Annotated in this window: 26 protein-coding genes and 1 other annotated feature; of the genes, 19 read left to right on the top strand and 7 right to left on the bottom strand. The window is 43.9% G+C overall.

The genetic code is table 11. The features are described from left to right. Nucleotides 1–3 precede the first annotated feature (3 nt). Both ECA01S_RS10925 and ileS read left to right on the top strand, forming a co-directional pair. The gene (locus ECA01S_RS10925; RefSeq protein WP_067395312.1) at nucleotides 4–729 is read left to right on the top strand and encodes a DivIVA domain-containing protein; all 726 of its coding nucleotides are present in this window, start codon (nucleotides 4–6) and stop codon (nucleotides 727–729) included. A 242-nt stretch (nucleotides 730–971) separates the two neighbouring features. Then, on the top strand, nucleotides 972–3,755 hold the full coding sequence (gene ileS / locus ECA01S_RS10920) for an isoleucine--tRNA ligase (RefSeq protein ID WP_067395309.1): 2,784 nt from the start codon (nucleotides 972–974) through the stop codon (nucleotides 3,753–3,755). A gap of 94 nt (nucleotides 3,756–3,849) precedes the next feature. Here ileS and zwf read toward each other — a convergent pair whose 3' ends face one another. Both zwf and efaR read right to left on the bottom strand, forming a co-directional pair. After that, nucleotides 3,850–5,367, bottom strand: coding sequence for a glucose-6-phosphate dehydrogenase (gene zwf, locus ECA01S_RS10915; RefSeq protein WP_067395306.1), 1,518 nt, complete (start codon nucleotides 5,365–5,367; stop codon nucleotides 3,850–3,852). A gap of 11 nt (nucleotides 5,368–5,378) precedes the next feature. Continuing rightward, entirely contained in the window at nucleotides 5,379–6,032 is a 654-nt protein-coding gene (gene efaR, locus ECA01S_RS10910) for a transcriptional regulator EfaR (protein WP_067395303.1), read from the bottom strand. Between the two features lie 388 nt (nucleotides 6,033–6,420). Further along, nucleotides 6,421–6,648: a binding site (T-box leader), on the top strand. A 45-nt stretch (nucleotides 6,649–6,693) separates the two neighbouring features. On the opposite strand from efaR, the gene hisZ reads away from it, so the two are divergent. Genes hisZ through hisE form a run of 9 tightly spaced genes read left to right on the top strand, consistent with a single transcriptional unit; the run spans nucleotide 6,694 to nucleotide 13,046 of the window. Beyond that, nucleotides 6,694–7,866, top strand: a complete 1,173-nt coding sequence (hisZ, locus tag ECA01S_RS10905) for an ATP phosphoribosyltransferase regulatory subunit (protein ID WP_067395300.1) — start codon at nucleotides 6,694–6,696, stop codon at nucleotides 7,864–7,866. Continuing rightward, the gene (hisG, locus tag ECA01S_RS10900) at nucleotides 7,863–8,486 is read left to right on the top strand and encodes an ATP phosphoribosyltransferase (protein ID WP_067395498.1); all 624 of its coding nucleotides are present in this window, start codon (nucleotides 7,863–7,865) and stop codon (nucleotides 8,484–8,486) included. Before hisZ ends, hisG begins: the two co-directional genes overlap by 4 nt. Beyond that, nucleotides 8,483–9,766 carry a histidinol dehydrogenase gene (gene hisD / locus ECA01S_RS10895; protein WP_067395296.1) on the top strand — a complete coding sequence of 428 codons (1,284 nt, stop codon included), beginning with the start codon at nucleotides 8,483–8,485 and terminating at the stop codon, nucleotides 9,764–9,766. Before hisG ends, hisD begins: the two co-directional genes overlap by 4 nt. After that, the gene (hisB, locus tag ECA01S_RS10890; RefSeq protein WP_067395292.1) at nucleotides 9,763–10,350 is read left to right on the top strand and encodes an imidazoleglycerol-phosphate dehydratase HisB; all 588 of its coding nucleotides are present in this window, start codon (nucleotides 9,763–9,765) and stop codon (nucleotides 10,348–10,350) included. Before hisD ends, hisB begins: the two co-directional genes overlap by 4 nt. Beyond that, on the top strand, nucleotides 10,347–10,952 hold the full coding sequence (hisH, locus tag ECA01S_RS10885; protein ID WP_067395289.1) for an imidazole glycerol phosphate synthase subunit HisH: 606 nt from the start codon (nucleotides 10,347–10,349) through the stop codon (nucleotides 10,950–10,952). Before hisB ends, hisH begins: the two co-directional genes overlap by 4 nt. Then, the gene (gene hisA, locus ECA01S_RS10880; protein ID WP_067395286.1) at nucleotides 10,949–11,671 is read left to right on the top strand and encodes a 1-(5-phosphoribosyl)-5-[(5-phosphoribosylamino)methylideneamino]imidazole-4-carboxamide isomerase; all 723 of its coding nucleotides are present in this window, start codon (nucleotides 10,949–10,951) and stop codon (nucleotides 11,669–11,671) included. Before hisH ends, hisA begins: the two co-directional genes overlap by 4 nt. After that, nucleotides 11,661–12,413: an imidazole glycerol phosphate synthase subunit HisF gene (hisF, locus tag ECA01S_RS10875; protein WP_067395283.1), complete on the top strand. Its 753-nt coding sequence runs from the start codon at nucleotides 11,661–11,663 to the stop codon at nucleotides 12,411–12,413. Before hisA ends, hisF begins: the two co-directional genes overlap by 11 nt. Next, nucleotides 12,410–12,736, top strand: coding sequence for a phosphoribosyl-AMP cyclohydrolase (gene hisI / locus ECA01S_RS10870; RefSeq protein ID WP_067395280.1), 327 nt, complete (start codon nucleotides 12,410–12,412; stop codon nucleotides 12,734–12,736). The genes hisF and hisI overlap by 4 nt, the downstream gene beginning before the upstream one ends. Beyond that, nucleotides 12,729–13,046: a phosphoribosyl-ATP diphosphatase gene (gene hisE / locus ECA01S_RS10865; RefSeq protein ID WP_067395277.1), complete on the top strand. Its 318-nt coding sequence runs from the start codon at nucleotides 12,729–12,731 to the stop codon at nucleotides 13,044–13,046. The genes hisI and hisE overlap by 8 nt, the downstream gene beginning before the upstream one ends. 201 nt (nucleotides 13,047–13,247) lie before the next feature. On the opposite strand, the gene ECA01S_RS10860 is transcribed toward hisE, so the two are convergent. Both ECA01S_RS10860 and ECA01S_RS10855 read right to left on the bottom strand, forming a co-directional pair. Beyond that, nucleotides 13,248–13,532, bottom strand: a complete 285-nt coding sequence (locus tag ECA01S_RS10860; RefSeq protein WP_067395274.1) for a hypothetical protein — start codon at nucleotides 13,530–13,532, stop codon at nucleotides 13,248–13,250. A 35-nt stretch (nucleotides 13,533–13,567) separates the two neighbouring features. Further along, nucleotides 13,568–14,029: a methylated-DNA--[protein]-cysteine S-methyltransferase gene (locus tag ECA01S_RS10855; protein WP_067395271.1), complete on the bottom strand. Its 462-nt coding sequence runs from the start codon at nucleotides 14,027–14,029 to the stop codon at nucleotides 13,568–13,570. Between the two features lie 79 nt (nucleotides 14,030–14,108). On the opposite strand from ECA01S_RS10855, the gene ECA01S_RS10850 reads away from it, so the two are divergent. From ECA01S_RS10850 to ECA01S_RS10835, 4 genes are read left to right on the top strand one after another with little or no spacing between them, the layout of a single operon-like run. Continuing rightward, nucleotides 14,109–15,485 (top strand): bifunctional metallophosphatase/5'-nucleotidase, encoded by a 1,377-nt coding sequence (locus ECA01S_RS10850; RefSeq protein ID WP_067395268.1) that lies wholly within the window; start codon nucleotides 14,109–14,111, stop codon nucleotides 15,483–15,485. A gap of 34 nt (nucleotides 15,486–15,519) precedes the next feature. Continuing rightward, entirely contained in the window at nucleotides 15,520–16,134 is a 615-nt protein-coding gene (locus ECA01S_RS10845; protein ID WP_067395265.1) for a YutD family protein, read from the top strand. Nucleotides 16,135–16,144: 10 nt separating this feature from the next. Further along, nucleotides 16,145–16,918, top strand: coding sequence for a TIGR01457 family HAD-type hydrolase (locus ECA01S_RS10840; RefSeq protein WP_067395262.1), 774 nt, complete (start codon nucleotides 16,145–16,147; stop codon nucleotides 16,916–16,918). Further along, nucleotides 16,911–17,543 carry a TIGR01906 family membrane protein gene (locus ECA01S_RS10835; RefSeq protein ID WP_067395259.1) on the top strand — a complete coding sequence of 211 codons (633 nt, stop codon included), beginning with the start codon at nucleotides 16,911–16,913 and terminating at the stop codon, nucleotides 17,541–17,543. The genes ECA01S_RS10840 and ECA01S_RS10835 overlap by 8 nt, the downstream gene beginning before the upstream one ends. A gap of 670 nt (nucleotides 17,544–18,213) precedes the next feature. On the opposite strand, the gene ECA01S_RS10830 is transcribed toward ECA01S_RS10835, so the two are convergent. Next, nucleotides 18,214–18,720 (bottom strand): phosphatidylglycerophosphatase A family protein, encoded by a 507-nt coding sequence (locus tag ECA01S_RS10830; RefSeq protein ID WP_067395256.1) that lies wholly within the window; start codon nucleotides 18,718–18,720, stop codon nucleotides 18,214–18,216. An 84-nt stretch (nucleotides 18,721–18,804) separates the two neighbouring features. Here ECA01S_RS10830 and ECA01S_RS10825 point away from each other — a divergent pair, with 84 nt between their 5' ends. Then, entirely contained in the window at nucleotides 18,805–19,044 is a 240-nt protein-coding gene (locus tag ECA01S_RS10825) for a DUF1450 domain-containing protein (RefSeq protein WP_067395253.1), read from the top strand. Nucleotides 19,045–19,080: 36 nt separating this feature from the next. Here the strand turns inward: ECA01S_RS10825 and ECA01S_RS10820 are convergent, their stop codons facing one another. Further along, nucleotides 19,081–20,067, bottom strand: coding sequence for an NAD(P)/FAD-dependent oxidoreductase (locus ECA01S_RS10820; RefSeq protein ID WP_067395251.1), 987 nt, complete (start codon nucleotides 20,065–20,067; stop codon nucleotides 19,081–19,083). Between the two features lie 126 nt (nucleotides 20,068–20,193). Between ECA01S_RS10820 and ECA01S_RS10815 the strand changes: the two genes are divergently transcribed. After that, complete coding sequence (locus ECA01S_RS10815) at nucleotides 20,194–20,781, top strand: peptidylprolyl isomerase (protein WP_067395248.1); 588 nt, start codon at nucleotides 20,194–20,196, stop codon at nucleotides 20,779–20,781. Nucleotides 20,782–20,851: 70 nt separating this feature from the next. Here the strand turns inward: ECA01S_RS10815 and ECA01S_RS10810 are convergent, their stop codons facing one another. Beyond that, nucleotides 20,852–22,024, bottom strand: a complete 1,173-nt coding sequence (locus ECA01S_RS10810) for a MalY/PatB family protein (RefSeq protein WP_067395245.1) — start codon at nucleotides 22,022–22,024, stop codon at nucleotides 20,852–20,854. Nucleotides 22,025–22,107: 83 nt separating this feature from the next. Between ECA01S_RS10810 and ECA01S_RS10805 the strand changes: the two genes are divergently transcribed. Beyond that, nucleotides 22,108–22,476 (top strand): CvfD/Ygs/GSP13 family RNA-binding post-transcriptional regulator, encoded by a 369-nt coding sequence (locus ECA01S_RS10805; RefSeq protein ID WP_067395242.1) that lies wholly within the window; start codon nucleotides 22,108–22,110, stop codon nucleotides 22,474–22,476. A 72-nt stretch (nucleotides 22,477–22,548) separates the two neighbouring features. Beyond that, on the top strand, nucleotides 22,549–22,911 hold the full coding sequence (locus ECA01S_RS10800; protein ID WP_067395239.1) for a hypothetical protein: 363 nt from the start codon (nucleotides 22,549–22,551) through the stop codon (nucleotides 22,909–22,911). The last annotated feature ends 502 nt before the right edge of the window (nucleotides 22,912–23,413 follow it).

The raw sequence follows: 23,413 nt of genomic DNA, 5'->3' as shown, positions 1-23,413 counted from the left end.
TCAATGGCATTAACTCCATTAGATATTCAAAACAAAAATTTTCCAACAAAATTCAAAGGGTATAATCCTGATGATGTCGATGACTTTTTGGATCAAGTGACTCGTGATTACGAAGCTGTTGTTCAGCGCAATCGTGAGTTAGAAAAATCCATTAAACATGCAGAAGAAAAACTGGAATACTTCAACGAATTGAAAGATGCGTTAAATCAGTCGATTATTGTGGCACAGGATACGGCTGATAAAGTTAAAACCAGCGCCAACAAAGAATCAGAAGTCATTGTTAGCACTGCAGAAAGTCAAGCCAACCAATTGGTTAAGGAAGCACAGGAACGTGCCGAACAAATCAACCGGACTGCTGAAAGCAAAGCAAAAGAAATTTTAGGCGATGCAATCGAAAAAGCCCGCCACTTGGCAGGTGAAACGGAAGATTTGAAACGGAAAACCAAAGTCTTCCACCAACGCTTGATCTTAATGTTGGAAACACAATTAGAACAAGCAAAAACAGAAGAATGGACGGAACTATTAAAACCATTTTCTGCTTATGTAACGGATAGTCATGAAGTCTTAAAGGAAGTCTTAGAAGAAGCAACTTCTGATGAAGCACTTGACAAAGAAAAAGTGTCTGATGTAAACTCAGACACAGAAGCAACGACTGAAGTGGCGACGGAAGCTGAAGCGACCGTTGAAGCTGAAGAAGTAAAAACTGAAGATGTAAAAACCAAGGATTAGAACAGAAAGAACCAAGATATTCTCTTAGCGAGTCAATGATGGTGCGAGATTGACAGACCCTATTTTGTGTTCAGATCATCTAATGCGTCGTTTCCTGAAATCAGTAAGGAAGCGCGACTGATCTCGATACCGATCATTGAGGGAGACTTAGTCTCTGAATTTTGGGTGGTAACGCGAGCTTGCTCGCCCCTGCATGGGGGTGCGCAGGCTTTTTTTGTACAAAGAAAGTGAGGAACTGCATCATGAAAATGAAAGAAACCTTGAATCTAGGGAAAACAGCTTTTCCGATGAAAGGCAATTTACCTGTTCGTGAAGTTGAATGGCAGAAAGAATGGGATGAAAAAGAAATTTATCAAAAGCGTCAAGAATTGAATGAAGGCAAACCAGCTTTTGTCTTACATGATGGACCGCCATATGCAAACGGCAATATCCATATTGGGCACTCACTGAATAAAATCAGTAAAGATATCATCGTGCGTTCCAAATCGATGTCTGGCTTCCGGGCACCGTATGTCCCTGGATGGGATACCCACGGACTGCCAATCGAACAGGTTTTAGCAAATAAGGGCATCAAACGGAAAGAAATGTCGATGGCTGATTACCTGGAAAAATGTCGAGAATATGCTTTGTCACAAGTCGATACGCAACGGAGTGATTTCAAACGTTTAGGTGTTGCCGGTGATTGGGAACATCCTTATGTAACTTTAGATCCAAGCTACGAAGCAGCTGAAATCCGTGTGTTCGGTAAAATGGCCGAAAAAGGCTATATTTATAAGGGCTTAAAACCAATTTACTGGTCTCCATCTAGTGAATCTTCCTTAGCTGAGGCGGAAATCGAATATAAAGATGTTAAATCACCCTCTATCTATGTCGCTTTTCCAGTAGTTGATGGCAAAGATTTATTAGATACAGATACTTCATTTGTTATCTGGACGACGACTCCTTGGACGTTACCAGCTAACTTAGGTATCTCGGTAAATCCTGAATATACCTATGTACAAATCGAAGCAGATGGTCGCAAGTTTGTTGTGGCTAAAGATCTATTGGCAACTGTCAAGGAAGCGATTGGTTGGCAAGATGTACAAGTCTTAAAGGAAATCAAAGGTTCAGACATGGAATACATGACCGGCCAACATCCTTTCTATGATCGGACTTCTTTAGTAATGCTAGGGGATCACGTTACCTTGGAAGCTGGTACAGGCTTAGTCCATACGGCACCAGGACACGGGGAAGATGACTATATCGTAGGGAAAAAATACGGTTTAGATGTGTTATCACCGGTGGACAGTCGCGGAGTCTTTACCGCTGAAGCACCTGGCTTTGAAGGGATCTTCTATGATAAAGCCAATCCGATGATTACGGAATTATTAACGGAAAAAGGTGCATTATTGAAATTAGACTTCTTTACTCATAGTTATCCTCATGACTGGCGTACTAAAAAACCTGTTATTTACCGGGCAACGCCACAATGGTTTGCTTCAATCGATGCCTTCCGTCAAAACATTTTGGATGAAATCGAAAAGGTTGATTGGATCATTCCTTGGGGCAAAACCCGTCTGTACAATATGATTCGCGACCGTGGTGATTGGGTGATCTCTCGTCAACGGGCCTGGGGTGTACCATTGCCGATTTTCTATGCTGAAAATGGGGAAGCAATCATCACGCCAGAAACTATCGAACATGTAGCGGAATTGTTTGGCGAATTTGGTTCAAAAGTTTGGGTAGAACGAGACGCTAAAGAGCTCTTACCGGCTGGCTTTACGCATCCAGGCTCACCAAATGGGGTATTTACGAAAGAAACAGATATCATGGATGTTTGGTTTGATTCTGGTTCTTCTCATGAAGCTGTTCTGCGCCAACGACCTGAATTGACCTTCCCAGCTGATTTATATTTGGAAGGCTCTGACCAATATCGTGGCTGGTTCAACTCTAGTATCACCACAAGCGTGGCCATCAATGGTGTCGCACCCTATAAAGCTGTGCTTTCTCAAGGCTTTACGTTAGACGGCGAAGGCCGCAAAATGAGTAAATCATTAGGCAATACTATTGCGCCAGAAAAAGTCATCAATCAAATGGGTGCTGACATTCTGCGTTTGTGGGTAGCCAGTGTCGATTATGAAGCAGATGTACGCGTATCAATGGATATCTTAAAACAAGTTGCGGAAGTCTACCGTAAGATCCGGAATACGATGCGTTTCTTATTGGCGAATACCAGTGATTTTGAACCAACGATGGCTGTTCCTTACGAAGAACGGCGCTCAGTAGATAAATATATGACGGTTCGTTTAAATCAAGTCATCCAAGATATCCGCGAAAATGGGTATGAAAAATATAACTTCTTGCACATTTACCGGACCATCATGAATTTCTTGACAGTAGATCTATCTTCTTTCTATTTGGATTTTGCTAAAGATGTGGTCTATATTGAAGCAGCGGATGACTACCAACGTCGTTGCATGCAAACTGTTTTCTATGAAACAGCGGTAGCTTTGACTAAATTATTGACGCCAATCATTCCCCATACATCTGAAGAAATCTGGTCTTACCTGAAAGAAAGCGAAGACTTTGTCCAATTGGCTGAGTTGCCAGGCTATGAAATTTTCGCTAATCAGGAAGAATTACTAGATACTTGGCAAGCTTTCATGAGCTTCCGCGATGAGGTCTTGAAAGCTCTGGAAGTGGCTCGTAATGATAAGCTGATCGGTAAATCATTGGAAGCCAAAGTAACCGTTTATCCATCGGAACAAGTGCGGACATTATTGACCGCCTTAGATGCTGATATCCAACAATTGCTGATTGTTTCTGGTTTTGAAATCAGTACGGAAACAGCGCCAAGTGAAGCGATGGTCTTTGAAGATACAGCTATCTTGGTAAGTAAAGCTGAAGGTGAAGTTTGCGAACGTTGCCGTTCTGTTCGGACTGATGTTGGCGTTGATCCTAAATTGCCAACCTTATGTGGTCGTTGTGCCCATATTGTGGAAGCCCATTTTCCAGAAGCCGTAGCAGAAGGTTTTGAACAAAAATAATAAATTGTCATCAGCATATTGATAACAGAAAGTAATGCAAAAGAGCAGAATCAAGCTTCCTATAAGAAGTTTGATCCTGCTCTTTTTGTAGATTTTAGTCTAATTTTCCTCGTTCACGGTACCAGTCATCTGGTGTCCAAGCCCAAGAATGTTGGTCTTTTGCTAATAAATCAAAAGCGGCTTGTGGTCCCATCGTGCCGGCTTGGTAGTTAGGGAAATCTGGTGTTTGGTTGTCCCAAGCGTGGCGAATAATATCCACGATGCGCCATGATTGAGCGACTTCATCCCAATGGGAGAAGTTGGTACTATCACCATTAAGGGCATCAAAAATCAATTTTTCGTAAGCTTCGGGACTATTTTCCACCATCTCAGCACTTTGTCGATAATCTAATTTCACTGGTGTGGTGGTGAAGCCTTGGCCGATTTCTTTGCCATTCAGTGTGAGTGAGAAACCTTCTGTTGGCTGGATATAGATAGTCAAAATATTTTGCGGCAGGTCATTGACCGGTTGCTTTTTCTTGTAATCATCTTTAAAAACATTGACAGGGACTTGTTTGAAGACGATATTGATTCGTGTGCCTTTTTCGGTAAGGCGTTTACCTGTGCGGACATAAAATGGTACGCCAGACCAGCGGAAGTTATCAATGAAGAATTTTCCGGCCACAAACGTTTCGGTAACGGAATCGTGGGCGACTTTGGCTTCTTCTCGGTACGCTTTAAATTGTTGTCCATCTAATTCGCCCTGATCATACTGACCACGGACAAAATTTGCTAGTGCTTCGTCTTCCGTATATAAACGAATAGCCTGTAGCGCCTTAACTTTTTCTTGTCGAATCGCTTCTTGTGAGAAGACCACCGGAGGTTCCATGGCTAAGAGGGAAAGAACTTGCAGGATATGATTTTGTACCATGTCCTTTAAGGCTCCGCTCTCTTCATAATAGCCGCCGCGATCTTCAACACCTAGGGCTTCAGCGAAAGTGATTTGTACGTTTTCAATATAGCGGTTATTCCACTGTGATTCAAAAATATTGTTAGCAAAGCGGATTGCGGAAATATTTTGAATCATTTCTTTACCTAAATAGTGATCAATCCGGAAGATATCGGTTTCCGGGAAGACGCTGCGGATTTCTTGATTCAACTGAAAGGCAGAATCATAATCAGAGCCAAATGGTTTTTCAATCATTAAGCGATTGAAGCCATTGTCGGTCAAGATGCCTTGTGATTGTAAGTTTTGTACGATTGTTCCGAAAAATTGCGGTGCCATTGCCAAATAATAGAGGCGGTTGCCTTTTAATTGGTAACGGTCATCTAAATCATCCGCTAATTTTTTAAGGTTACTATAATGCTCACTATCGTTTACGTTGTGAGATTGATAGTAAAAGTGTTGGCTGAAGCTTTGGGCTTCTTCTTCCGTGGGTTTTAAATCTTGAATCGATTCTTGAACGACTTCCCGGTAGTGGTCATCGCTCCATTCCCGCCGAGCGGTTCCGATAACGGCAAAATGTTGACTAATGTGACCTTTACGGAAAAGTCGGAAAAGGGAAGGATATAATTTGCGTTGGGCAAGATCGCCAGTTCCGCCAAAAATCGTCATTAAAACAGGTTGTTCCATTATGATTCCTCCTATTCAATAAGTGGTTCCACAAAAATTGTGCTAGCAGCTTTGTAGCTGATGACCACTTTTTTTTCTGGGTTATGCAGTGTGATAGGGCCTTCGTAGGCACCAATTTCTTCGATTAAGTATTCCTCGTCCATGCCTAAATCAATGGAAACCAGGTAGTCTAAGAGTTCCTTTTCATCCAATACGCGTGCAATCCGGATCTTGGTACCAACTGGAAACTCGGTCAATGTTTGCCGCTGCGTTTCATGGATTGGTTGCTCAGCGTGGGGGATGATTCCGCCATGGGGACAATATTCGGGGTGATCCAAATAATCGTCTAAATGCTGCGCCAAGCGCTCGGAAGTCACATGTTCTAAAACCTCCGCTTCATCGTGGACTTGGTTCCAAGAATAATCCAAGTGTTCTACTAGGAAGACTTCCCACAGGCGATGTTTGCGAATCAGATTGCTGGCTTTAGCCAGACCGGATTCAGTCAGCTGGACTCCTTGGTAAGGCGAATGCTCCACGAGACCTTCCTTCACCAATTTGGAAATCATTTCACTGACGCTGGCAGGAGAAACACCTAAGCCTGCCACAATTTGTTTATTGTTGATTTTTTCATCAGCACCGCCTAATTCAAAAATCAATTTTAGATAATCTTCCCGATTAGGAGTCACGCCTGTCATTCCTTTCAAAATACAATTCATTCATAGTGTATCAGATTCTAGGCTTTTTGACTATTTGCGGTGATTATTAAAGCTAGCCCGTTAAGTGTAACGAACATCATTGTACTTTTTGCGAATCTCTATTTAACTGTAGGCTTAGTTGCGGCTATCGAGTGTGAGGTATCACCCAAAAAGTTAGATCCCAGCCTCTGCCCATCCGAATAACCACTTCCGCCTCAATTTATTTAAATTTTTATACATCATAAAGTCGATTTATTAACTAAAGTTACAATTAAAAATCTGCCATGACGGTATAGTTAAGAATAAAAATACGTAAATTGAGAAAAATTTCTTGACCAAGCTTAGTAAGGTATGGTACAGTAACACAAAATCAAATGAGTCAAAAACAAAGACCGGAACAAGTAGGACAGATCCCCTTCTTTAAGAGAGCTCTTGGTAGCTGTGAAAGAGCAGAAGCATTTGTCAGAACACATCCGTGAGTTGCGTTTCTGAATCCAGTAGGAAAAACCGGCGGCCCGTTATCCCTCTAGTCATAGACTAATGGAGTGTGCTTTTGTGAAAAAGTACAGTATTGAGGTGGGACCGCGAGTTGTTACTTGCCCTCTTGGCGTAAAGCTGAGAGGGCTTTTTTTGTATAAAGGAGAGGGTCAAAATGGATTGGCGTCGACGTTTACCCGAGGGCATGAAGGATAAGCTGTTTCGTGAAGCAGCTGGAACCTATGAATTAGAAAAAAATATTAATCAGCTGCTAGAAAAGCGAGGCTACCAGCGCATTGAAACGCCGGTACTGGAGTACGACGAAATGTTTCAAAAAGGTGCTGCCGAAGCAGTCCACTATCGTTTTTTTGAAGGGGAACAGTTAGTGACTTTGCGTCCCGACATGACTTTACCAGTGGGGCGTGTAGTAGCAACTACGGGTGTTCAGCTACCTCTGAAACTTTCTTATAGTGGCAAGGTTTTTCGTAAATATCAAGAAGGCATGGGGTTACCTAATGAGCGGCTGCAAGCTGGTGTCGAATTACTAGGCTTTCCTTCCCTTAAGGCGGAATTGGAGGCTATTCAAATGGCCCTCCAAGTAACCCAGCAGTTGCAAATCAATGATTGGCATTTAGAGTTAGGTCACGCCAAAATATATGGGACGTTGATCCAAGAATTAGAGTTGGACCAGCGACAGGAAGTAATCTTTCGCGAAGAGTTGTTAAACAAAAGCTTTAGTGGTTTTGCGGCTTTTGCTGAGAACCAACCGCTGGCTTGGCAGCCGTTTTTACGCGCCTTACCGGAATTATTTGGCCCGGCTGAGCAGATTTTAACTAAGGCACTGACTTTGGTACCGCCGACTTCACAGCTAAAGAAGGCTTTTCAAGAGCTGCAAACCTTGGTGACGTTATTGACTCCTCAGGAAGATTTGACTTTGACGGTGGACTTGGGCTTGGTACCAGCAATGCGGTATTACACGGGAATTTTGTTTAACGGCTATGCGGATCAAGTACCGGAAACGATTTTTCAAGGTGGTCGTTATGATCATTTACTGGAAGAGTTTGGTGGGGCGCCGGTAGCGGCGGTGGGGCTAGCCTTGAATCTCGATTCTTTAGTAGAATGGCAGTATCGAACTGGTAATTTTTATCAGCTGCCGCAAAAAAAGATTTTGATTCACAGCGAGTTGGCTTTTTGGCAGCAAGCGGAAGCATTACAGCAGGCAACGCCCAACAGTCAATTATCGCTTTTTGAAGATATTGCGGCTGCTAAAGCTTACGCGGCAGCCTGGCATTATGAAGAGGTTTGGCAAGTGGCAGCAGTTTTAACGAAATGGCAGGTGACGAAATGAAACCTTTAGTGATTGCAATGACCAAGGGGCGCTTGGAGCAGCAAACAATCGCTCTTTTTACAGCTTGCGGCTATGACATGAGTTTTATGGCCGACAAACAGCGACGCTTGATTTTCACAAGTCCCGACCAAACCTTGGAAGTCTTGTTAGTGAAAGCACCCGACGTCACCACCTATGTGCGTCACGGTGTAGCTGATTTAGGGGTGGTGGGCAAGGACGTGCTATTGGAGCATCCCTTTGGCTACCACGAGTTGCTGGATTTGGGAATTGGCCGTTGTCGCTTTGCCGTTGCTTCTACGCCGGATTATCAGCCGGATGATTACAAACGCAAAGTAATCGCAACGAAATACCCAACGGTGACCGCTAATTATTTTGCCCAAAAAGGGGAAGATGTTGCCATTATAAAAATTGAAGGCAGTGTCGAAATTGCGCCAGTTTTAGGGTTAGCTGATGCGATTGTGGATATCGTTGAGACTGGCACGACATTGAAAGAAAATGGCTTGCAAATTTTTGAAGAGATTTGTCCGATTTCAGCACGGTTGATTGCCAATAAAGCATCATTGAAACGCGAGCGGGAACGTATTTTACCGTTAGTGAAGCGATTGGAGGGAACACTATGAATATCATAAAAGGGACGGCGGTCGAGATTTTACCGCAGCTAGCAAGAAGGGAAACCAGTGAAGATTTAACGATTGAAACCCAGGTGCGAGGAATTATCCAGCAGGTGCGCCAGTTAGGGGATGCGGCACTCTTCACCTATAGCGCCGAATTTGATGGTTTAGAGTTGACGCAATTAGAAGTGACGGATCAATTAACGGCAGCTTATGAGCGTGTTGAACCAGAAGTGATTGCCGCCTTAGAAGCTGCTAAAGAAAATATTTTAAGCTATCACCGTCACCAAATAGAAGATGGCTTTTTGGATACGGCCCGTGCGGGGGTGCTTAGAGGGCAGTTGGTTCAGCCGCTAGCCCGTGTTGGCATTTATGTGCCAGGGGGAACGGCAGCTTATCCGTCTTCGGTTTTGATGAATGTACTGCCAGCAAAACTTGCTGGGGTTGAGGAAATCGTAATGGTCACGCCACCTGGTACCGCAGGCGTTCCCGATGTGATTTTGGCGGCTGCTAAAATTGCCGGCGTAGATCGGGTCTTTCAAGTGGGAGGGGCCCAAGCAATCGCCGCTCTGGCTTATGGGACAGAGAGTATTCCCCGAGTTGCCAAAATCGTCGGTCCAGGCAATGTCTTTGTCGCCACGGCAAAAAAATTAGTCTTTGGTCAAGTTGGCATTGATATGATCGCCGGCCCTTCGGAAATTGGCATTTTAGCCACTACCGGAGCTAAACCAGACTATCTCGCCGCCGACCTATTGTCACAAGCCGAGCATGACCGCTTGGCCCGGGCGATACTGGTGACAGATGATCAAGAATTGGCCGAAGCAGTGGTCACTGCGGTGACCGCACAATTGCCGACTTTGCCGCGTAAAGACATCGCTGCGGCAGCTTGGCAGGAACAAAGCTTAGTAATTGTCGTGCCAACTCAGACTGACATGTTTACCGTGATGAACGAGCTGGCGCCTGAGCATTTAGAAATCCAAATGCCAGATCCTTTGCAGTACTTGCAAAAAGTCAAAAATGCGGGTTCTGTTTTTCTAGGAGATTACGCTTCTGAACCTGTGGGTGATTATTATGCAGGGACCAATCACGTCTTGCCGACTAGTGGCACGGCTAAATTTTCGTCTCCTCTAGGTGTCTATGATTTTGTCAAGCGTACGCAGTATACTTATTATACTAAAGAGGCTCTGGCTGAGGATCAAGCCGCGATTGCGACTTTAGCTCGTAAAGAAGGACTAGAAGCCCATGCCCGTGCCGTAGAAATCCGCTTTAAGGAGGAAGAAACCAAATGAGAGCAGCACAACAAACCCGCGAAACTGCGGAAACCAAGATTCAGTTAGCCTTGGACTTGGAACAACAGGAACCAGTCCAAATTGAAACGGGAGTTGGCTTTTTTGACCATATGTTGACCCTACTAGCTCGTCATGGTCGTTTTTCATTAATCGTGAAAGTCGAAGGCGATTTAGCAGTTGATGCCCATCACACGGTGGAAGATGTGGGCATTGTTTTAGGCCAATGTCTAAAGATAGCGTTAGGTGATAAAGCCGGTATCAACCGTTACGGGACTAGCTTTGTACCGATGGATGAGGCATTAGGCCGGGCCGTGTTGGATTTGAGCGGACGCGCCTATCTCGTTTTTGACGCTACCTTTGATAATCCTAAATTAGGCTTATTCGATACGGAATTAACGGAAGAATTTTTCCAAGCCTTGGCCTTCAATGCGCAGATGAATCTGCATTTGGCAGTGCTCTATGGCAAAAATACCCACCACAAAATTGAAGCCTTGTTCAAAGCGACGGGTCGGGCCTTGCGGGAAGCGGTGACCTTCAACCCTGAAATCAAGGGCATCAATTCAACAAAGGGGACCTTAGCATGATTACAATCATTGATTACGGTGCGGGCAATACATGGAATGTCCAAAAGGCCTTGAAATATATTGGCTTAGAGAGTCAAGTCTCGGCTGATCCAGCAGAAATCTTACAGGCAGAGGGTCTGATTTTGCCGGGAGTCGGCGCGTTTGGTCAAGCGATGGCTGAGCTGAAGGCTCGTAAGCTAGTACCTGTCATTCAAGAAGCGGCCCAACAGACGCCACTTCTAGGTGTCTGTCTAGGCATGCAGTTATTGTTAGAAGGCAGCATGGAATATGGCTTTACTGAAGGCCTAGGCCTGATTGAGGGAATCTGTGAACGCATCCCTGCAGAAAAAACGATGCCAGTACCTCACATGGGCTGGAACCAATTATTGGTGACGAAAGATACGCCTTTGACGGCGACCATCAATGAAGAATATGTCTACTTTGTTCACTCCTACTACACGGATTGTGACCCTGACGCCATTGATGCCTTAACCCAGTATTCCATCAAACTGCCCGCCATGATTTCTCAAGGACAAGTTTACGGCGTTCAATTCCACCCAGAAAAAAGTGGGCCGGCTGGCTTGGCGCTCCTAGAACGTTTTAAAAAGGTGGTGGTAGCATGATGATTTATCCAGCAATCGACTTGAAGGAAGGACAAGCCGTCCGTTTAGTCCAAGGCGATTTTGCCCAAAAAACGGTGGTTAACCCAGATCCAGTGGCGCAAGCCGAGCTGTTTGCCCAGCAGTTACCGTGGTTACACATTGTTGATTTAGAGGGAGCTTTAGCAGGCAAGGCAATCAATGCCGATTTGATCAAGGCGATCAAGCTGAAAACAAACAGTCAGATTCAAGTGGGGGGCGGTATTCGGACATTAACGCAAATCGAAGAATACTTAGCAGCCGGTATCGACCGCTTGATTATTGGTTCAGCAGCTGTAAAAGACCCGGTCTTTTTGAAAACTGCTTTAGCGCGCTATGGCGAAAAAATCGCCGTGGGGATTGATGCTAAAGCTGGAAAAGTCGCGGTTAGCGGTTGGCTAGAGGTGAGTGATCAGGATTACTTAGCTTTTGCTGCGGAAGTGGTCAAGCTTGGGGTAGCTACCATTATTTACACTGATATCAGTCGAGACGGCACATTGACAGGTCCTAATTTGGCTCATTACCGTGCGTTACGGCAAGTCTTGCCGCATACGCGCTTGATTGCTTCAGGTGGGGTTAGCGGCAAATCTGATTTAATGGCTTTGGCGCAAGCCGGCCTAGATGGTGCTATTGTAGGCAAGGCCTATTATGAAGGCGCTGTAACTCTGGCAGAATTAAGTGAGGTGGCGCAAAATGTTAGCTAAACGGATCATTCCTTGTTTAGATGTGAAAGATGGTCGGGTCGTGAAAGGCGTTAAATTTGTTGATTTAAAAGAAGTCGGCGATCCAGTGGCCGTGGCCCGAGCCTACGATCAGCAAGGGGCTGATGAATTAGTCTTTTTAGATATTACCGCGACTAGCGACCAGCGGGCTATTTTATTGGAAACCGTGGCTAAAACAGCAGCCGAGGTGTTTATTCCCTTGACGGTGGGGGGCGGTATTCGCTCAGTGGCGGATATGCAAGCCTTACTACGTTCGGGGGCAGATAAAATTTCCTTAAATTCCGCCGCTTTGGCAGAGCCAACTTTGATTCGCCAAGGTGCTGAAAAGTTTGGTAGTCAGTGTATCGTGGTTGCCATTGATGCGAAAAAAGTTGGGAATGAGTGGCATGTCTTTACCCATGGTGGCCGGAGTGACACGGGCCGGGAAGTCGTTAGCTGGGCAACTGAAGCCGCCGCATTAGGCGCTGGCGAGATTCTCTTAACTAGTATGGACGCGGACGGGACCAAAGCCGGCTATGACCTGCCTTTGACGAAAGCGGTATGTGAGGCGGTTTCAATTCCGGTGATTGCTAGCGGTGGTTGTGGTAAAGCGCAAGATATTGCGGACGTTTTTAAAGAAACAACCGCAACGGCGGCTTTGGCTGCCAGTATTTTTCATTATGGGGAAGTCACGATTCCTGAGGTGAAGAAGGTATTGAAAGCGCAAGGGGAGGTGGTACGATGACCACGATTGATTTTTCAAAAGGCTTAGTACCGGCGATCATTGTGGAAGCAGGGACCAAGGAAGTGCTGATGTTGGCCTACATGAATGAGGAAAGCTATCAAAAGACTCTTGAAACAGGACAAACGTGGTTCTATTCCCGCTCAAGACAGGCCTTATGGCACAAAGGCGCGACTAGTGGACATATTCAAAAAGTGCAGCAAATCGTGGCGGACTGTGATGCTGATACCCTGTTGATCACGGTGGAGCAAACCGGACCCGCTTGTCACACAGGAGCCCATAGTTGTTTCTTTCAAACCATTCAGGAGGGAAAGCGTAATGGATAAGTTAAAGGAACTTTATCAAGAAATCAAGGACCGTAAAGAGGTGCCTAAAGCAGGCTCATATACCAACTATCTCTTTGACAAAGGACTGGATAAAATTTTAAAGAAGGTTGGCGAAGAAGCTACGGAAGTCATCATTGCGGCTAAAAATAATCAGGAAGAACTGATTTATGAAACCGCCGACCTCTTTTACCATGTCCTCGTGCTATTGGTGGAGCAAGGTGTTAGCCTAGAACAAATCGAAGCGGAATTAGGTCAGCGCGAAGGGAAAATCAGTAAAACCGCTGAGCGTAAACCAATTGAAGAGCTCTAAAAAAGAATCTGAGACATAACTCAAAAAGTTATGTCTCAGATTCTTTTTATCCAAATAAACGGTGGAAGTAGAAACAACAGCTATACGCATACAGTTACTGCTAAGATTTGCTAAGCAGAACTAGCATCCTCCGACAGAATTGATGATGAAAAGTACCTACCTGGTCTCGGAGTTAGACGCTTCTGTTTCCAACGTCGTTATTTAGTCACCATTATATTCGTCGTAAGCGGGGCCGTTAGAACGCAGTTCATTTTGCTCTTGTTCATCTAATTCAGAGAAAACATCGCTACCGTCTAGAAAAGCCGACCAGTCGCTGGTCATCATGCGGTTCAAACTATCGACATCATGATGCCCTAGTACTTCCGTTTTAATACCAGCGTCACTGATAAAGTGGCCATCTTGGTCCACCTTGCTAGTTTTTAAGCTGTCTAAATCGTGTTTTTTCCCAAATAATTTTTCCCATTCTTTGCGTAATGTATGTGCCATACTGATCACTCCTTCTAATGATAGTTTACCACGAACTAAGAGGACTGCCTTGATTGACGCTCTAAGGCCAATAGCTGCTCTTTGAACCGCAGACCTGCTTCGCTAGGACCGCCGTAGCCCGTCATTTTGCCATTTTTACCAATGACCCGATGACAAGGAATCAAAATTGCCAGTGGATTGCGACGATTGGCTTGACCAACAGCCCGAATGGCTTTCGGGCGACCAATAGCGGTGGCTAATTCTTGATAATTCCAAGTGGTGCCGTAAGGAATGGTTAGCAGTCCTTGCCAAGCAGCCTCCTGAAAAGCTGTGCCTTGATAGTCGAGAGGCAGTTCAAAATGCCTTCTCGTTCCGGCAAAGTATTCTGACAATTGCCGACTAGCTTGTTGGAGCAAAACGTTATTTTCAGATTCTGGCAATGGTTCAAAAGCGACTTCTGTGATGCCCTTGTCTGAAGCTGCGAGCCAGATTGGCCCAAAAGGGGTAGTGTATTTCATGGTAAAAACCTCCTTACGAGCATTATACAACGGAATCCTTGGAAATATGGTAGTATAACTCCATAAGGGAGGTATTTTTATGGAAACCTTGACCATTTTACATACGAATGACCTACATTCACATTTTGAAAATTGGCCCAAAATTCGGCGCTACTTGAATGACCAGCATCAGGGGCAAACACCAGACCATACCGTTTTTGCCGTCGACTTGGGGGATTTTGTTGATCGCTGGCATCCATTGACGGAAGTCAGTCAGGGGCAGGCGAATATCCAGTTAATGAATGAGGTACACTACCAAGCGGCTACGATTGGCAATAATGAAGGTGTCGGCAGTTCCAAGGAAGAACTGAATCATCTCTATGATCACGCCGATTTCCCCGTCTTATTAGATAATTTATTGGACCCGGATACGGAACTACCACCTCAATGGGCGCGACCTTACCGCATTTTGACAACGCAAGCCGGCACCAAAGTAGGCTTATTGGCCTTAACAGCACCTTTTCCTTTGACCTATGAACCCAATGGCTGGCACATTCTCTATCCTGACGAAGTTTTACCAGAGATGGTGAAACGAGTGCGTCCTAAGTGTGATGTCTTGGTTCTGATGTCACATTTGGGCATTGAGGAAGACCGGCGAATCGCCAAAGTTTATCCAGAATTTGACGTAATCTTAGGCTCCCACACCCATCATTTATTTATGCAAGGGGAACTTGTGGAACAAACGCTTTTAGCCGCTGCTGGGAAATTTGGCCAATATATCGGGAAAGTCGATTTGGAACTGGCCAATCATCGCATCGTCACTAAAAAAGCCGCTGTGATTCCCACCGCTGAATTGCCCACTTGTCAGGAAGACGAAGCCGAAATTGCGGGTTATTTTGCGGAAGGCCGGCGCTTATTGAAAGAAGAGCAAGTAGCCGATTTACCCTTTGTCCTAAGTGCTGATTTAAGCCAACCCCATCCGGCCATTGAAGTTGCTTTAGCTGCGATGCAGGAAAGAGCTGGTGTGTCAGCTGCCATCTTAAATAGTGGCCTCTTTTTAAAGGACTTGCCGCAAGGACTAGTGACTCATGATGATTTACACGAGGCCTTACCTCATCCCATGCATCTAGTGCGAATTACCTTGTCCGGCCGTGATTTGCTGCGCTTTTTAGAAGAAGTTTCGAAAAACCGCAACTTCTTGAAAAAGTTCCCCATTCAGGGTATGGGCTTTCGGGGCAAAATTTTTGGGGAAGTCCGCATGACGGGCATGCAGTATAACCGCTATACGAAACAGGCTTCTTTTTTAGGCCAGCCTATTGAGCCGGAGACGGAATACCAAATCGTGACGGTTGATCATTTTGTCTTTATCCCCTTTTTCCCAACGTTGGAAATTGCCGGTAAAATTGAATTTCTGTTTCCAGAATTTATCCGCACAGTGCTAGGGGACTATCTCGGGAAGCACTATCCAATCCTTTAAAAACACGGTATAATACAACACAGGTGGTGAAAAAATGACCAAGACAATTGATAAAAAGAAAAAACCGGAAAAAGAAACATTAACGGATGAATTGACAGCGGTTATTGAAGAAATAGCCGATACTGATACGGAAGAAAAAGAAAAAAAGACAAAGGGTGAAGTAGTGACCCTTTTAGAAGATGATGAATTTTTGATTGGGGAGCGGAAATACCGCCTTGTCCATGACCATCGTGAGGCCTTTGACCCGGAACGCTTAGGCGAACGTTATAGTGATATTTTATCTCGCTATGATTATATTGTGGCAGACTGGGGCTACGAACAACTACGCTTGAAGGGCTTTTTTGCGGCAGATAATCGTAAGGCCCAACCTGAACAGCGCATTGATACCTTAGAAGACTACTTATACGAATACTGTAACTTTGGCTGTGCTTATTTTGTGATTGAACGAATTGGCGGTAAGCGTGAGAAGACGCAACGTCAAAAGAAACGCAAAAAAGTTCGCACGCAAGCCCATATTGAAGAAAAGCGCGAACCGGTGAAAAAAGACAAGAAAAAACCGGTAATTAAGCAACGGCAAGACAAGAAAAATACGACCTCCGTGGTAAAGGAAAAAACATCCAGCTTTACCATCCGTCAACGAGAAGAATAGAGGGTTTTGATTGAAGTACCAAGGTTATTTGATTGATTTAGATGGCACAATCTATCGCGGCAAGGAGCCGATTCCAGCAGGACGCCGTTTTATAGAAGCCCTGCAGGCACAAAAGATTCCTTTTCGCTTTGTCACCAATAATACGACTAAAAGTCCCGCAACGGTTGCTGATCGTTTGGCCAATGAGTTTAATATTCAAGTAACGGCTGATACCGTTTATACGGCGACCTTAGCCACGATTGACTACATGAAAGCTACTGACCGTGGCAACCGGGTCTTTGTGATTGGCGAAGCCGGCTTGATTGATTTGATTTTAGCTAGCGGCTTTGTTTGGGAAGCAGAGACCCCTGATTATGTGGTGGTGGGCTTGGACACAGAGTTGACCTACGAAAAAATCGTGACGGCGACCTTGGCCATCCAAAAAGGAGCCTTGTTTATTGGAACCAATCCGGATAAAAATATTCCTACTGAACGGGGGCTTTTGCCAGGGGCAGGCTCAGTGGTCGCTTTTGTAGAGACGGCAACGCAAACGAAGCCCGTCATGATTGGTAAGCCCAACGCAGTGATGATGGATTTAGCAGTAGCTGAATTAGGCTTACCTAAGGAAGACGTTATTATGGTCGGGGACAATTACGAAACGGATATTCAAGCGGGGCTACAAAATGGTGTCGACACCTTACTAGTGCTCTCCGGCTTTACGCCTAAAGAAGCGGTGCCAACTTTACCTGAAGCACCAACCTTTGTGCTAGATAGTCTAGATGAATGGCGGTTTGATCATGCGTAGGCGCTGGCTAGGAGCATTAGGACTAACAAGCTTGATTTTGTGTATCGTCTCTTTGGCGATTTTGATCACCATCAATTTTAGACCGCTATATGTCTTTGATATCGGTCATTTGAATATTTTAGACTATACGACACTTTCTGAAAAAGAGTTGTTGAAAAACTTTGATTTATTGATGCGCTATTTGAATACGCCCTGGATCACCGAATTAAAGCTACCAGATTTTCCGATGTCAACGAGTGGTGCCTTCCACTTTTATGAAGTCAAACGGTTATTTCTCTTAGACTACGTCGTCTTTGCAGTGACGTTGATTCCAGCAGGACTTTATCTACGCTACCTAAAAAATCATGGTTTTTGGCGCGTGATTCGCCCTATGCAGTGGGCTATGTTGCTGCCGGTTTTATTTGGATTTCTTATGATGATTGGTTTTGACCAGTTTTTTGTGGCCTTCCATGGCTTATTTTTCAATAATGATGCCTGGCTTTTTAATCCAGCAACTGATCCAATCATCAATGTCTTACCGGAACAATTCTTTATGCATTGTTTCATTCTGTTCTTTGTCTTGATTGAAGGCTTCTTTTTCTTCTTTTATTGGCTGGGCAGACGGGATTTGAAAATAAAAAAGTAAGCCAAACAGAATCAAGTGCTTGATTCCGTTTAGCTGTTAGAAGCATCTTCTTAGGGAGATGCTTTTTTCGATTAAGGAATTACATGTTTTGAAGGAGCTACGAAGGCCGTTTTGAAGACTAATTATATTAAGAATATCGCTGTCTTGCTAATTGTTGGGCTTATTACCGATTTCTGGTAGTAATGACACTTCTATTTTTATCGGATTTGCATAATTGAAAGCAGCATACAGATACCTGCTACTGCTAAAAGAAATTTTTGAATTGAAGGATACTTCTTAAGAATTGGATTATAGTCAGCGCCTAAGCATAGAGATACCATAAATATTCCAACAGATAACAGAAATACAGGGTTAAACATTTTTTAACCTACTTTCTATTAATGCTAAATTAGTTGTTGTACGGTAATATGTGAACAATATTTGTAGAGGAAAGTTCACCTAGTCAAAATTTATAAAAGTTTTTTGAACCAAGGTCAGAGGTGTAGATTCCAATGGAAATTGAATTTAACCATACCATCAGAACCAAAGACAACCCACCAACCATAAGTGTTTAGTCCAAAATGTTTTGAAATCTCCAAATTAGTAACTACAATACATATCATAGAGCTTCGATTCTATAGTCATAAAGCTAAAACAGTAATCTCGTACACGTTGTTCAAAGTATCTTTTTTTATTGCACGATATCGATATGGTCAGGAGTAGAATGGGCTAAGCGACTAGCGGCCGCCGCGGCGATGGCCCCCACGATATCATCTAAAAAGGTATGGACATGTGGCCCTTCATGGGAATTTAACTCGGCTAAAATGCCCGGCTTCACTTTGTCGATATAGCCGTAATTGGTAAACCCAATCGAACCATACACATTGACGATAGACAGGGCTAAAATCTCATCTACGCCGTAAAGGCCTTCGTCTTCCGTTAGAATTTCCTGTAAAGGACTCATAAGTTTATTTTCCTCCGCTAGGATATCCAGCTGAATCCCTGTAATAATAGTATTGTGGACTTCGCGTTTCGTGAGGACACTTTCCACATGTTCGATACAAGTTTCAATCGTTAACTGTTCGTTGTAGGGCTTTTGCAGAAACATGACCAACTCGGCCAGATCTTGGATCCCTACGCCGCGCTCCTTTAACAGGTCGCGGGCTTTTTCTTCTAATGTTTGTCCTTTGATTACCATGACGTGCCTCCTAGGCATTTTTTGAATGCTTGTTTTAACTCCATGTTATACTAAGCCTAAGAAAAATAGCAAGGGGAAGGATTTATGAATCCACTGATTGAATTTTGTGAACAAAATCTAGCTAGTGGCACGGCAGAAATTGCCGAAAAAGCCTACTTTCAAGAAATGAGCGATATCGTGACATACAGCTGTCTAAATGAGTGCGTATTATGTGCGCAGCGACCCTTCGCAATTTTTGAAGGCGAGCTGATGGCAGCAACGTCGGTGGCTGAGCTGGAGCAAGCATTACGACAACTAGTTGAAGAATGGCATAACGACATGTAAAAACCCATCTGCCACATTAGGCAGATGGGTTTACTGTTATCCGAAAAGGCTGCTGGAATGCATGGGCTGTGTCCGGTTTTCCGGATCAATAAAATGCAAAGCATTATTGATAGCCGTAGGTGCTTCGCCAAACCCGGTTGCAATCAATTTGACTTTCCCGACATAGCGGCAAATATCACCAATGGCATAAACTCCTGGTAAATTCGTAGACATATCACTTTTGACCTCGATGGCATTGCGACTAATTTCAAGTCCCCACCCTTTTAATTGATCTAGGGAAGAAGTAAAGCCGTAATTAACAATCAAACTGTCTACTGGCAGGATTTCTTCGTTACCAGTTTTGACTTCCTGCAGGACTAAGCCAGTCAGCTGGTCATCCGTGACGGTGAGTTCTTTCACCACAAAAGGTGTTAAGATATTGACACCGGAAGCTTGTAGTTTTTCAACACTATGCTCGTGACCTCTAAACTGGGCTCGCCGGTGAATAATCGCCACTGAAGCCGCAATGTCTTCTAACATTAAAGCCCAGTCGATGGCCGAGTCCCCACCGCCTGCGATGGCGACTTGCTTTCCGCGAAAGGCTTCTAAACTAGGAACGTAGTAATGCAAGTCACGCCCCTCCAGACTATCGGCCTCTGGCAAGGCTAGCCGGCGAGGCTGGAATGAGCCATTACCTGCTGCGATAATCACTGCTTTCGTGTAATGAGTTCCTTGGTTCGTCGTCAACTCCCAATAGTCTTCTACTCGAGTCAGATCCAAAACTTCTTCTTCCAAACAAATCGTATGTTCAAAAGGTTCAATCTGCTTTTCCAAATTGGCGACTAAATCAGCGGCTTTGATATTTGGAAAACCAGGCGTATCATAAATATGTTTTTCGGGATACAACATCGCCAACTGTCCCCCCAGCTGAGGAAGACTGTCAATGATCTTCGTTTTGGCTTTACGCATTCCAGCGTAAAAAGCGGCAAACAGACCGGCCGGGCCAGCGCCGACGATAGTGATCTCGTAAATGTCTTTGGTCATAAAATACCTACCTCCTAAAATGTAGTATATAGTAATTTTTACTTTTATGATAGTTGTACAATTTGATTAGCATTTTTGCGTAAAATTCGCTATCATGAGTATATCAAGAAATGAGGAGGAATTTTCGTGTCAGAATTTCCACAGTTAGATTTAGCAAATGCTAAAGGACCAAAAGCGGTGCTTCATACAAACCGCGGTGATATCAATGTGCAATTGTTCCCTGAGCAAGCACCTAAAACTGTTCACAACTTTGTTGAATTAGCTAAGAAGGGCTACTATGATGGGATCATTTTTCACCGTGTCATTCCCGACTTTATGATCCAAGGGGGCGACCCAACTGGAACTGGGATGGGTGGCGAAAGTATCTATGGTGAAACCTTTGAAGACGAGTTTTCTCGTGAAGTGTTCAACCTACGTGGTGCGTTGTCAATGGCGAATGCTGGACCTAACACCAACGGCAGCCAGTTCTTTATCGTTCAAAACCAAAGTGTTCCTTCCAATATGATGAGCCAGCTTGAAGGTGCCGGTTTCCCAACTGAAATCATCGAAGCCTATAAAGAGGGCGGTACGCCATGGTTAGACTTCCGTCATACTGTTTTCGGACAAGTGACAGCGGGCATGGATGTTGTCGATGAAATCGCCGGTGTTCAACGGGGACCACAAGATAAACCAGTTCATGATGTAGTTATCGAGTCAGTCGAAATTACCGAATAAAGCAAAAAGCTTCCAACTATTCAAAATAGTTGGAAGCTTTTCTTCTATAATAAACAAGTTTTAGGTCGTTTTACTTTTGCACCGGTAATTCAGCGAAGGCTCGTTGGATACGAGTGAGTCCTTCAGCTAAAGTCGCCTTCGTACAAGCGATATTCAAACGCATGTGACCCGTACCGCCAGGACCAAAACTATTGCCGGGATTCAAGACTACTTTGGCTTCACGAATCAGATGTCGTTGTAAGGCTTGATCGCTTAAGCCGTAAGCAGAGAAATCCAGCCAAATCAGATAAGTTCCTTCTGGTTTCATCACAACCACCTCAGGTAGATTTTCAGCAAAAAAGTCACAGACAAAGTTTACGTTGTCCTCTAGATAAGCTAATAAATCTTTTAGCCAGTCAGCACCTGTTTCATAAGCTGCCTGCGTGCCCACTTGTCCAAAGGTGTTGATTTCATTTTGGCGATTACGTGCTTGAACATCTGCAAAGCGCTGGCGTAGTTGGGGATTGTCAATAAAAATCATTGAATTTTTGATTCCTGCCAAGTTGAAAGTCTTCGTAGCAGAAGTTAAGACAATCGCATGTTGCCGAAATTCTTCTAATGAATAGAAGGAAGTGAAGGTATGTGGTGCAAAGACCAGGTCGCCGTGAATTTCATCACTGATTACCAGGACATTGTATTGCGCACATAGTTGGGCTAACTGCTGTAGTTCGGACCTTGTCCAAACACGGCCACCAGGATTGTGAGGGTTACATAAAATGACCGCTTTGACGCCCTCTTGTAGTTGTTGTTCCAAGCTGGCAAAGTCGATTTCAAAACGTTCCGCTACTTTTAATGAGTTCCGTACAACTTGACGCCCATTTCGCTTGATCATATCCGCAAATGGTGGATAAACAGGATCAAAAATCAAAATTTGGTCATTTTCCTCAGTAAAGGCTTGAATCGCAATAGCCAGACTAGGGATTACACCGCTAGAAAATAAGATACTTTCAGGGTCTAGCTTGACTTGGTGTTGTACCTGCTGCCAGTTGATAACAGAGCGGACTAGCTCCGGACTTTCAATCGTATAGCCTAGTACACCCTGCTTTAAGACTTGTCCCATCGCATCCAATATAGGCTGATGGGCTTTAAAGTCCATATCTGCTACCCATAAAGGCAATAAGTCCTTCTCGCGATAAGTCTGTTCGATCGTATCCCATTTCACCGAATTTGTATGGTAGCGGTCGATCTCTTGAAACTGTTCCATAGTGACAACTCCTCCATAAGGGCACGCCCTTTTTTTTCTATCTGCTTTCCAGTATAATGAAAGACGAGAAAAGAGGGAAGTAAATGAGTTATAAAATCGGCGATATCTTAACAGGACAGATCACAGGGTTACAACCATATGGTGCCTTCGTTTCATTAGATGATGAAACACAAGGGTTGATCCACGTTTCGGAAGTGCAATCTGGTTATACGAAAGATATCCATCAATTATTACATGTGGGCGCGACTGTCACCGTTCAGATCATCGACATCGATGAGTACTCCCAAAAAATCAGTTTGTCGATCCGCACGCTAGAAGAGCATGCCCAAGGACACATTTACCGCAAGAAGCGCTACTTTACTAATAAAAACCGCAAAATCGGTTTTCGTAGCATTGAAGAGCAGCTTCCCAAGTGGATTCACGAAGCATTAGAGCTGTTGGTTACAAAATAATTCTGTTTTTTTTCAGAAAATCGTGCTATCATTCTTACAGGGAATATCAAAACTAACATTGAGGTGAACAGCTTGACTAACAAAATGGTTGCTGGCACGATTATGCTAAATCGTCAGGATGGGACCAAAGCATTTCTAGTCCATCCGCATGAAGGTAACTTGGAGTTTGCTACTACTAGTGTGACCGAAGAAATGACTGGACTTGCTAGTGTTTTGAAGATGTTTAAGGAAGAAATTCACATCAATGTATCAGCCATTAATCTGGTTGAGTTGACCAATGCACATGTTGAAGAAGTGAATTTGCCTTTGTTTGTGTTTGAGATGGATGAGGAGCAATCAAATGAGATCGACCAAGAATTCGTTTGGGAAGGTCCATCAAACCTCAAAAATCTCTTGAGTAGTTATGATTTTAATGGTGTTCCACAATTTACGTAAGAATTTTTACCCGGTATTGCCTGTAAAAAGGGAATATCGGGATTTTTTTTATTTCTTTTAAGCGAATAATAATTGTTTTATGGCCGGTATCATTCCAATTATCGGCTGAAAATAAAAAAAGACTAGTTTCATTATCCGTTTTCATAGTAAGAACCCGAACATCAGCCTAGACACGGCGTTTTTACTAGAAAAAACATGCAAAATAAGTGAAAGAAAAGTGTTGACCTATTGAAAACAACTTGGTATATTATTACATGTCGCTAGGGACAAGACATCAACTTGTTACCTGCGAAACAAAATCGCAAAAAAGTTCTTGACGAGCTGGAAAGCTCATGATAGACTAACGAAGTTGCTGAAAATCAGAAGTTGAAAATTGCTTGATACATCAAGAAAAAATCTTGAAAAAAGTAGTTGACAAATAACAACTCAGTTGATAAACTAACAGAGTTGCTGCTGAGAAACAGCGACGAGCGAAAAAATAAATCTTAAAAAAGTAGTTGAT

It is taken from the genome of Enterococcus canis NBRC 100695, assembly GCF_001544375.1.
Taxonomy (GTDB): domain Bacteria; phylum Bacillota; class Bacilli; order Lactobacillales; family Enterococcaceae; genus Enterococcus_H; species Enterococcus_H canis.
The sequence above is the reverse complement of the archived record's forward strand: the minus strand, read 5'-3'. Positions and strand labels throughout refer to the sequence as shown.

Excerpts from the sequence above, each read along its gene's own strand:
- hisF (WP_067395283.1), top strand. The coding sequence starts at position 11,661 with ATGTTAGCTAAACGGATCATTCCTTGTTTAGATGTGAAAGATGGTCGG.
- hisD (WP_067395296.1), top strand. The coding sequence starts at position 8,483 with ATGAATATCATAAAAGGGACGGCGGTCGAGATTTTACCGCAGCTAGCA.
- ECA01S_RS10925 (WP_067395312.1), top strand. The coding sequence starts at position 4 with ATGGCATTAACTCCATTAGATATTCAAAACAAAAATTTTCCAACAAAA.
- ECA01S_RS10845 (WP_067395265.1), top strand. The coding sequence starts at position 15,520 with ATGACCAAGACAATTGATAAAAAGAAAAAACCGGAAAAAGAAACATTA.
- ECA01S_RS10830 (WP_067395256.1), bottom strand. The coding sequence starts at position 18,720 with ATGGTAATCAAAGGACAAACATTAGAAGAAAAAGCCCGCGACCTGTTA.
- ECA01S_RS10855 (WP_067395271.1), bottom strand. The coding sequence starts at position 14,029 with ATGAAATACACTACCCCTTTTGGGCCAATCTGGCTCGCAGCTTCAGAC.
- hisH (WP_067395289.1), top strand. The coding sequence starts at position 10,347 with ATGATTACAATCATTGATTACGGTGCGGGCAATACATGGAATGTCCAA.
- hisI (WP_067395280.1), top strand. The coding sequence starts at position 12,410 with ATGACCACGATTGATTTTTCAAAAGGCTTAGTACCGGCGATCATTGTG.
- ECA01S_RS10860 (WP_067395274.1), bottom strand. The coding sequence starts at position 13,532 with ATGGCACATACATTACGCAAAGAATGGGAAAAATTATTTGGGAAAAAA.
- hisB (WP_067395292.1), top strand. The coding sequence starts at position 9,763 with ATGAGAGCAGCACAACAAACCCGCGAAACTGCGGAAACCAAGATTCAG.
- ECA01S_RS10810 (WP_067395245.1), bottom strand. The coding sequence starts at position 22,024 with ATGGAACAGTTTCAAGAGATCGACCGCTACCATACAAATTCGGTGAAA.
- ECA01S_RS10835 (WP_067395259.1), top strand. The coding sequence starts at position 16,911 with ATGCGTAGGCGCTGGCTAGGAGCATTAGGACTAACAAGCTTGATTTTG.
- zwf (WP_067395306.1), bottom strand. The coding sequence starts at position 5,367 with ATGGAACAACCTGTTTTAATGACGATTTTTGGCGGAACTGGCGATCTT.
- ECA01S_RS10825 (WP_067395253.1), top strand. The coding sequence starts at position 18,805 with ATGAATCCACTGATTGAATTTTGTGAACAAAATCTAGCTAGTGGCACG.
- ECA01S_RS10850 (WP_067395268.1), top strand. The coding sequence starts at position 14,109 with ATGGAAACCTTGACCATTTTACATACGAATGACCTACATTCACATTTT.
- ileS (WP_067395309.1), top strand. The coding sequence starts at position 972 with ATGAAAATGAAAGAAACCTTGAATCTAGGGAAAACAGCTTTTCCGATG.
- ECA01S_RS10805 (WP_067395242.1), top strand. The coding sequence starts at position 22,108 with ATGAGTTATAAAATCGGCGATATCTTAACAGGACAGATCACAGGGTTA.
- hisA (WP_067395286.1), top strand. The coding sequence starts at position 10,949 with ATGATGATTTATCCAGCAATCGACTTGAAGGAAGGACAAGCCGTCCGT.
- hisZ (WP_067395300.1), top strand. The coding sequence starts at position 6,694 with ATGGATTGGCGTCGACGTTTACCCGAGGGCATGAAGGATAAGCTGTTT.
- hisE (WP_067395277.1), top strand. The coding sequence starts at position 12,729 with ATGGATAAGTTAAAGGAACTTTATCAAGAAATCAAGGACCGTAAAGAG.
- ECA01S_RS10820 (WP_067395251.1), bottom strand. The coding sequence starts at position 20,067 with ATGACCAAAGACATTTACGAGATCACTATCGTCGGCGCTGGCCCGGCC.
- hisG (WP_067395498.1), top strand. The coding sequence starts at position 7,863 with ATGAAACCTTTAGTGATTGCAATGACCAAGGGGCGCTTGGAGCAGCAA.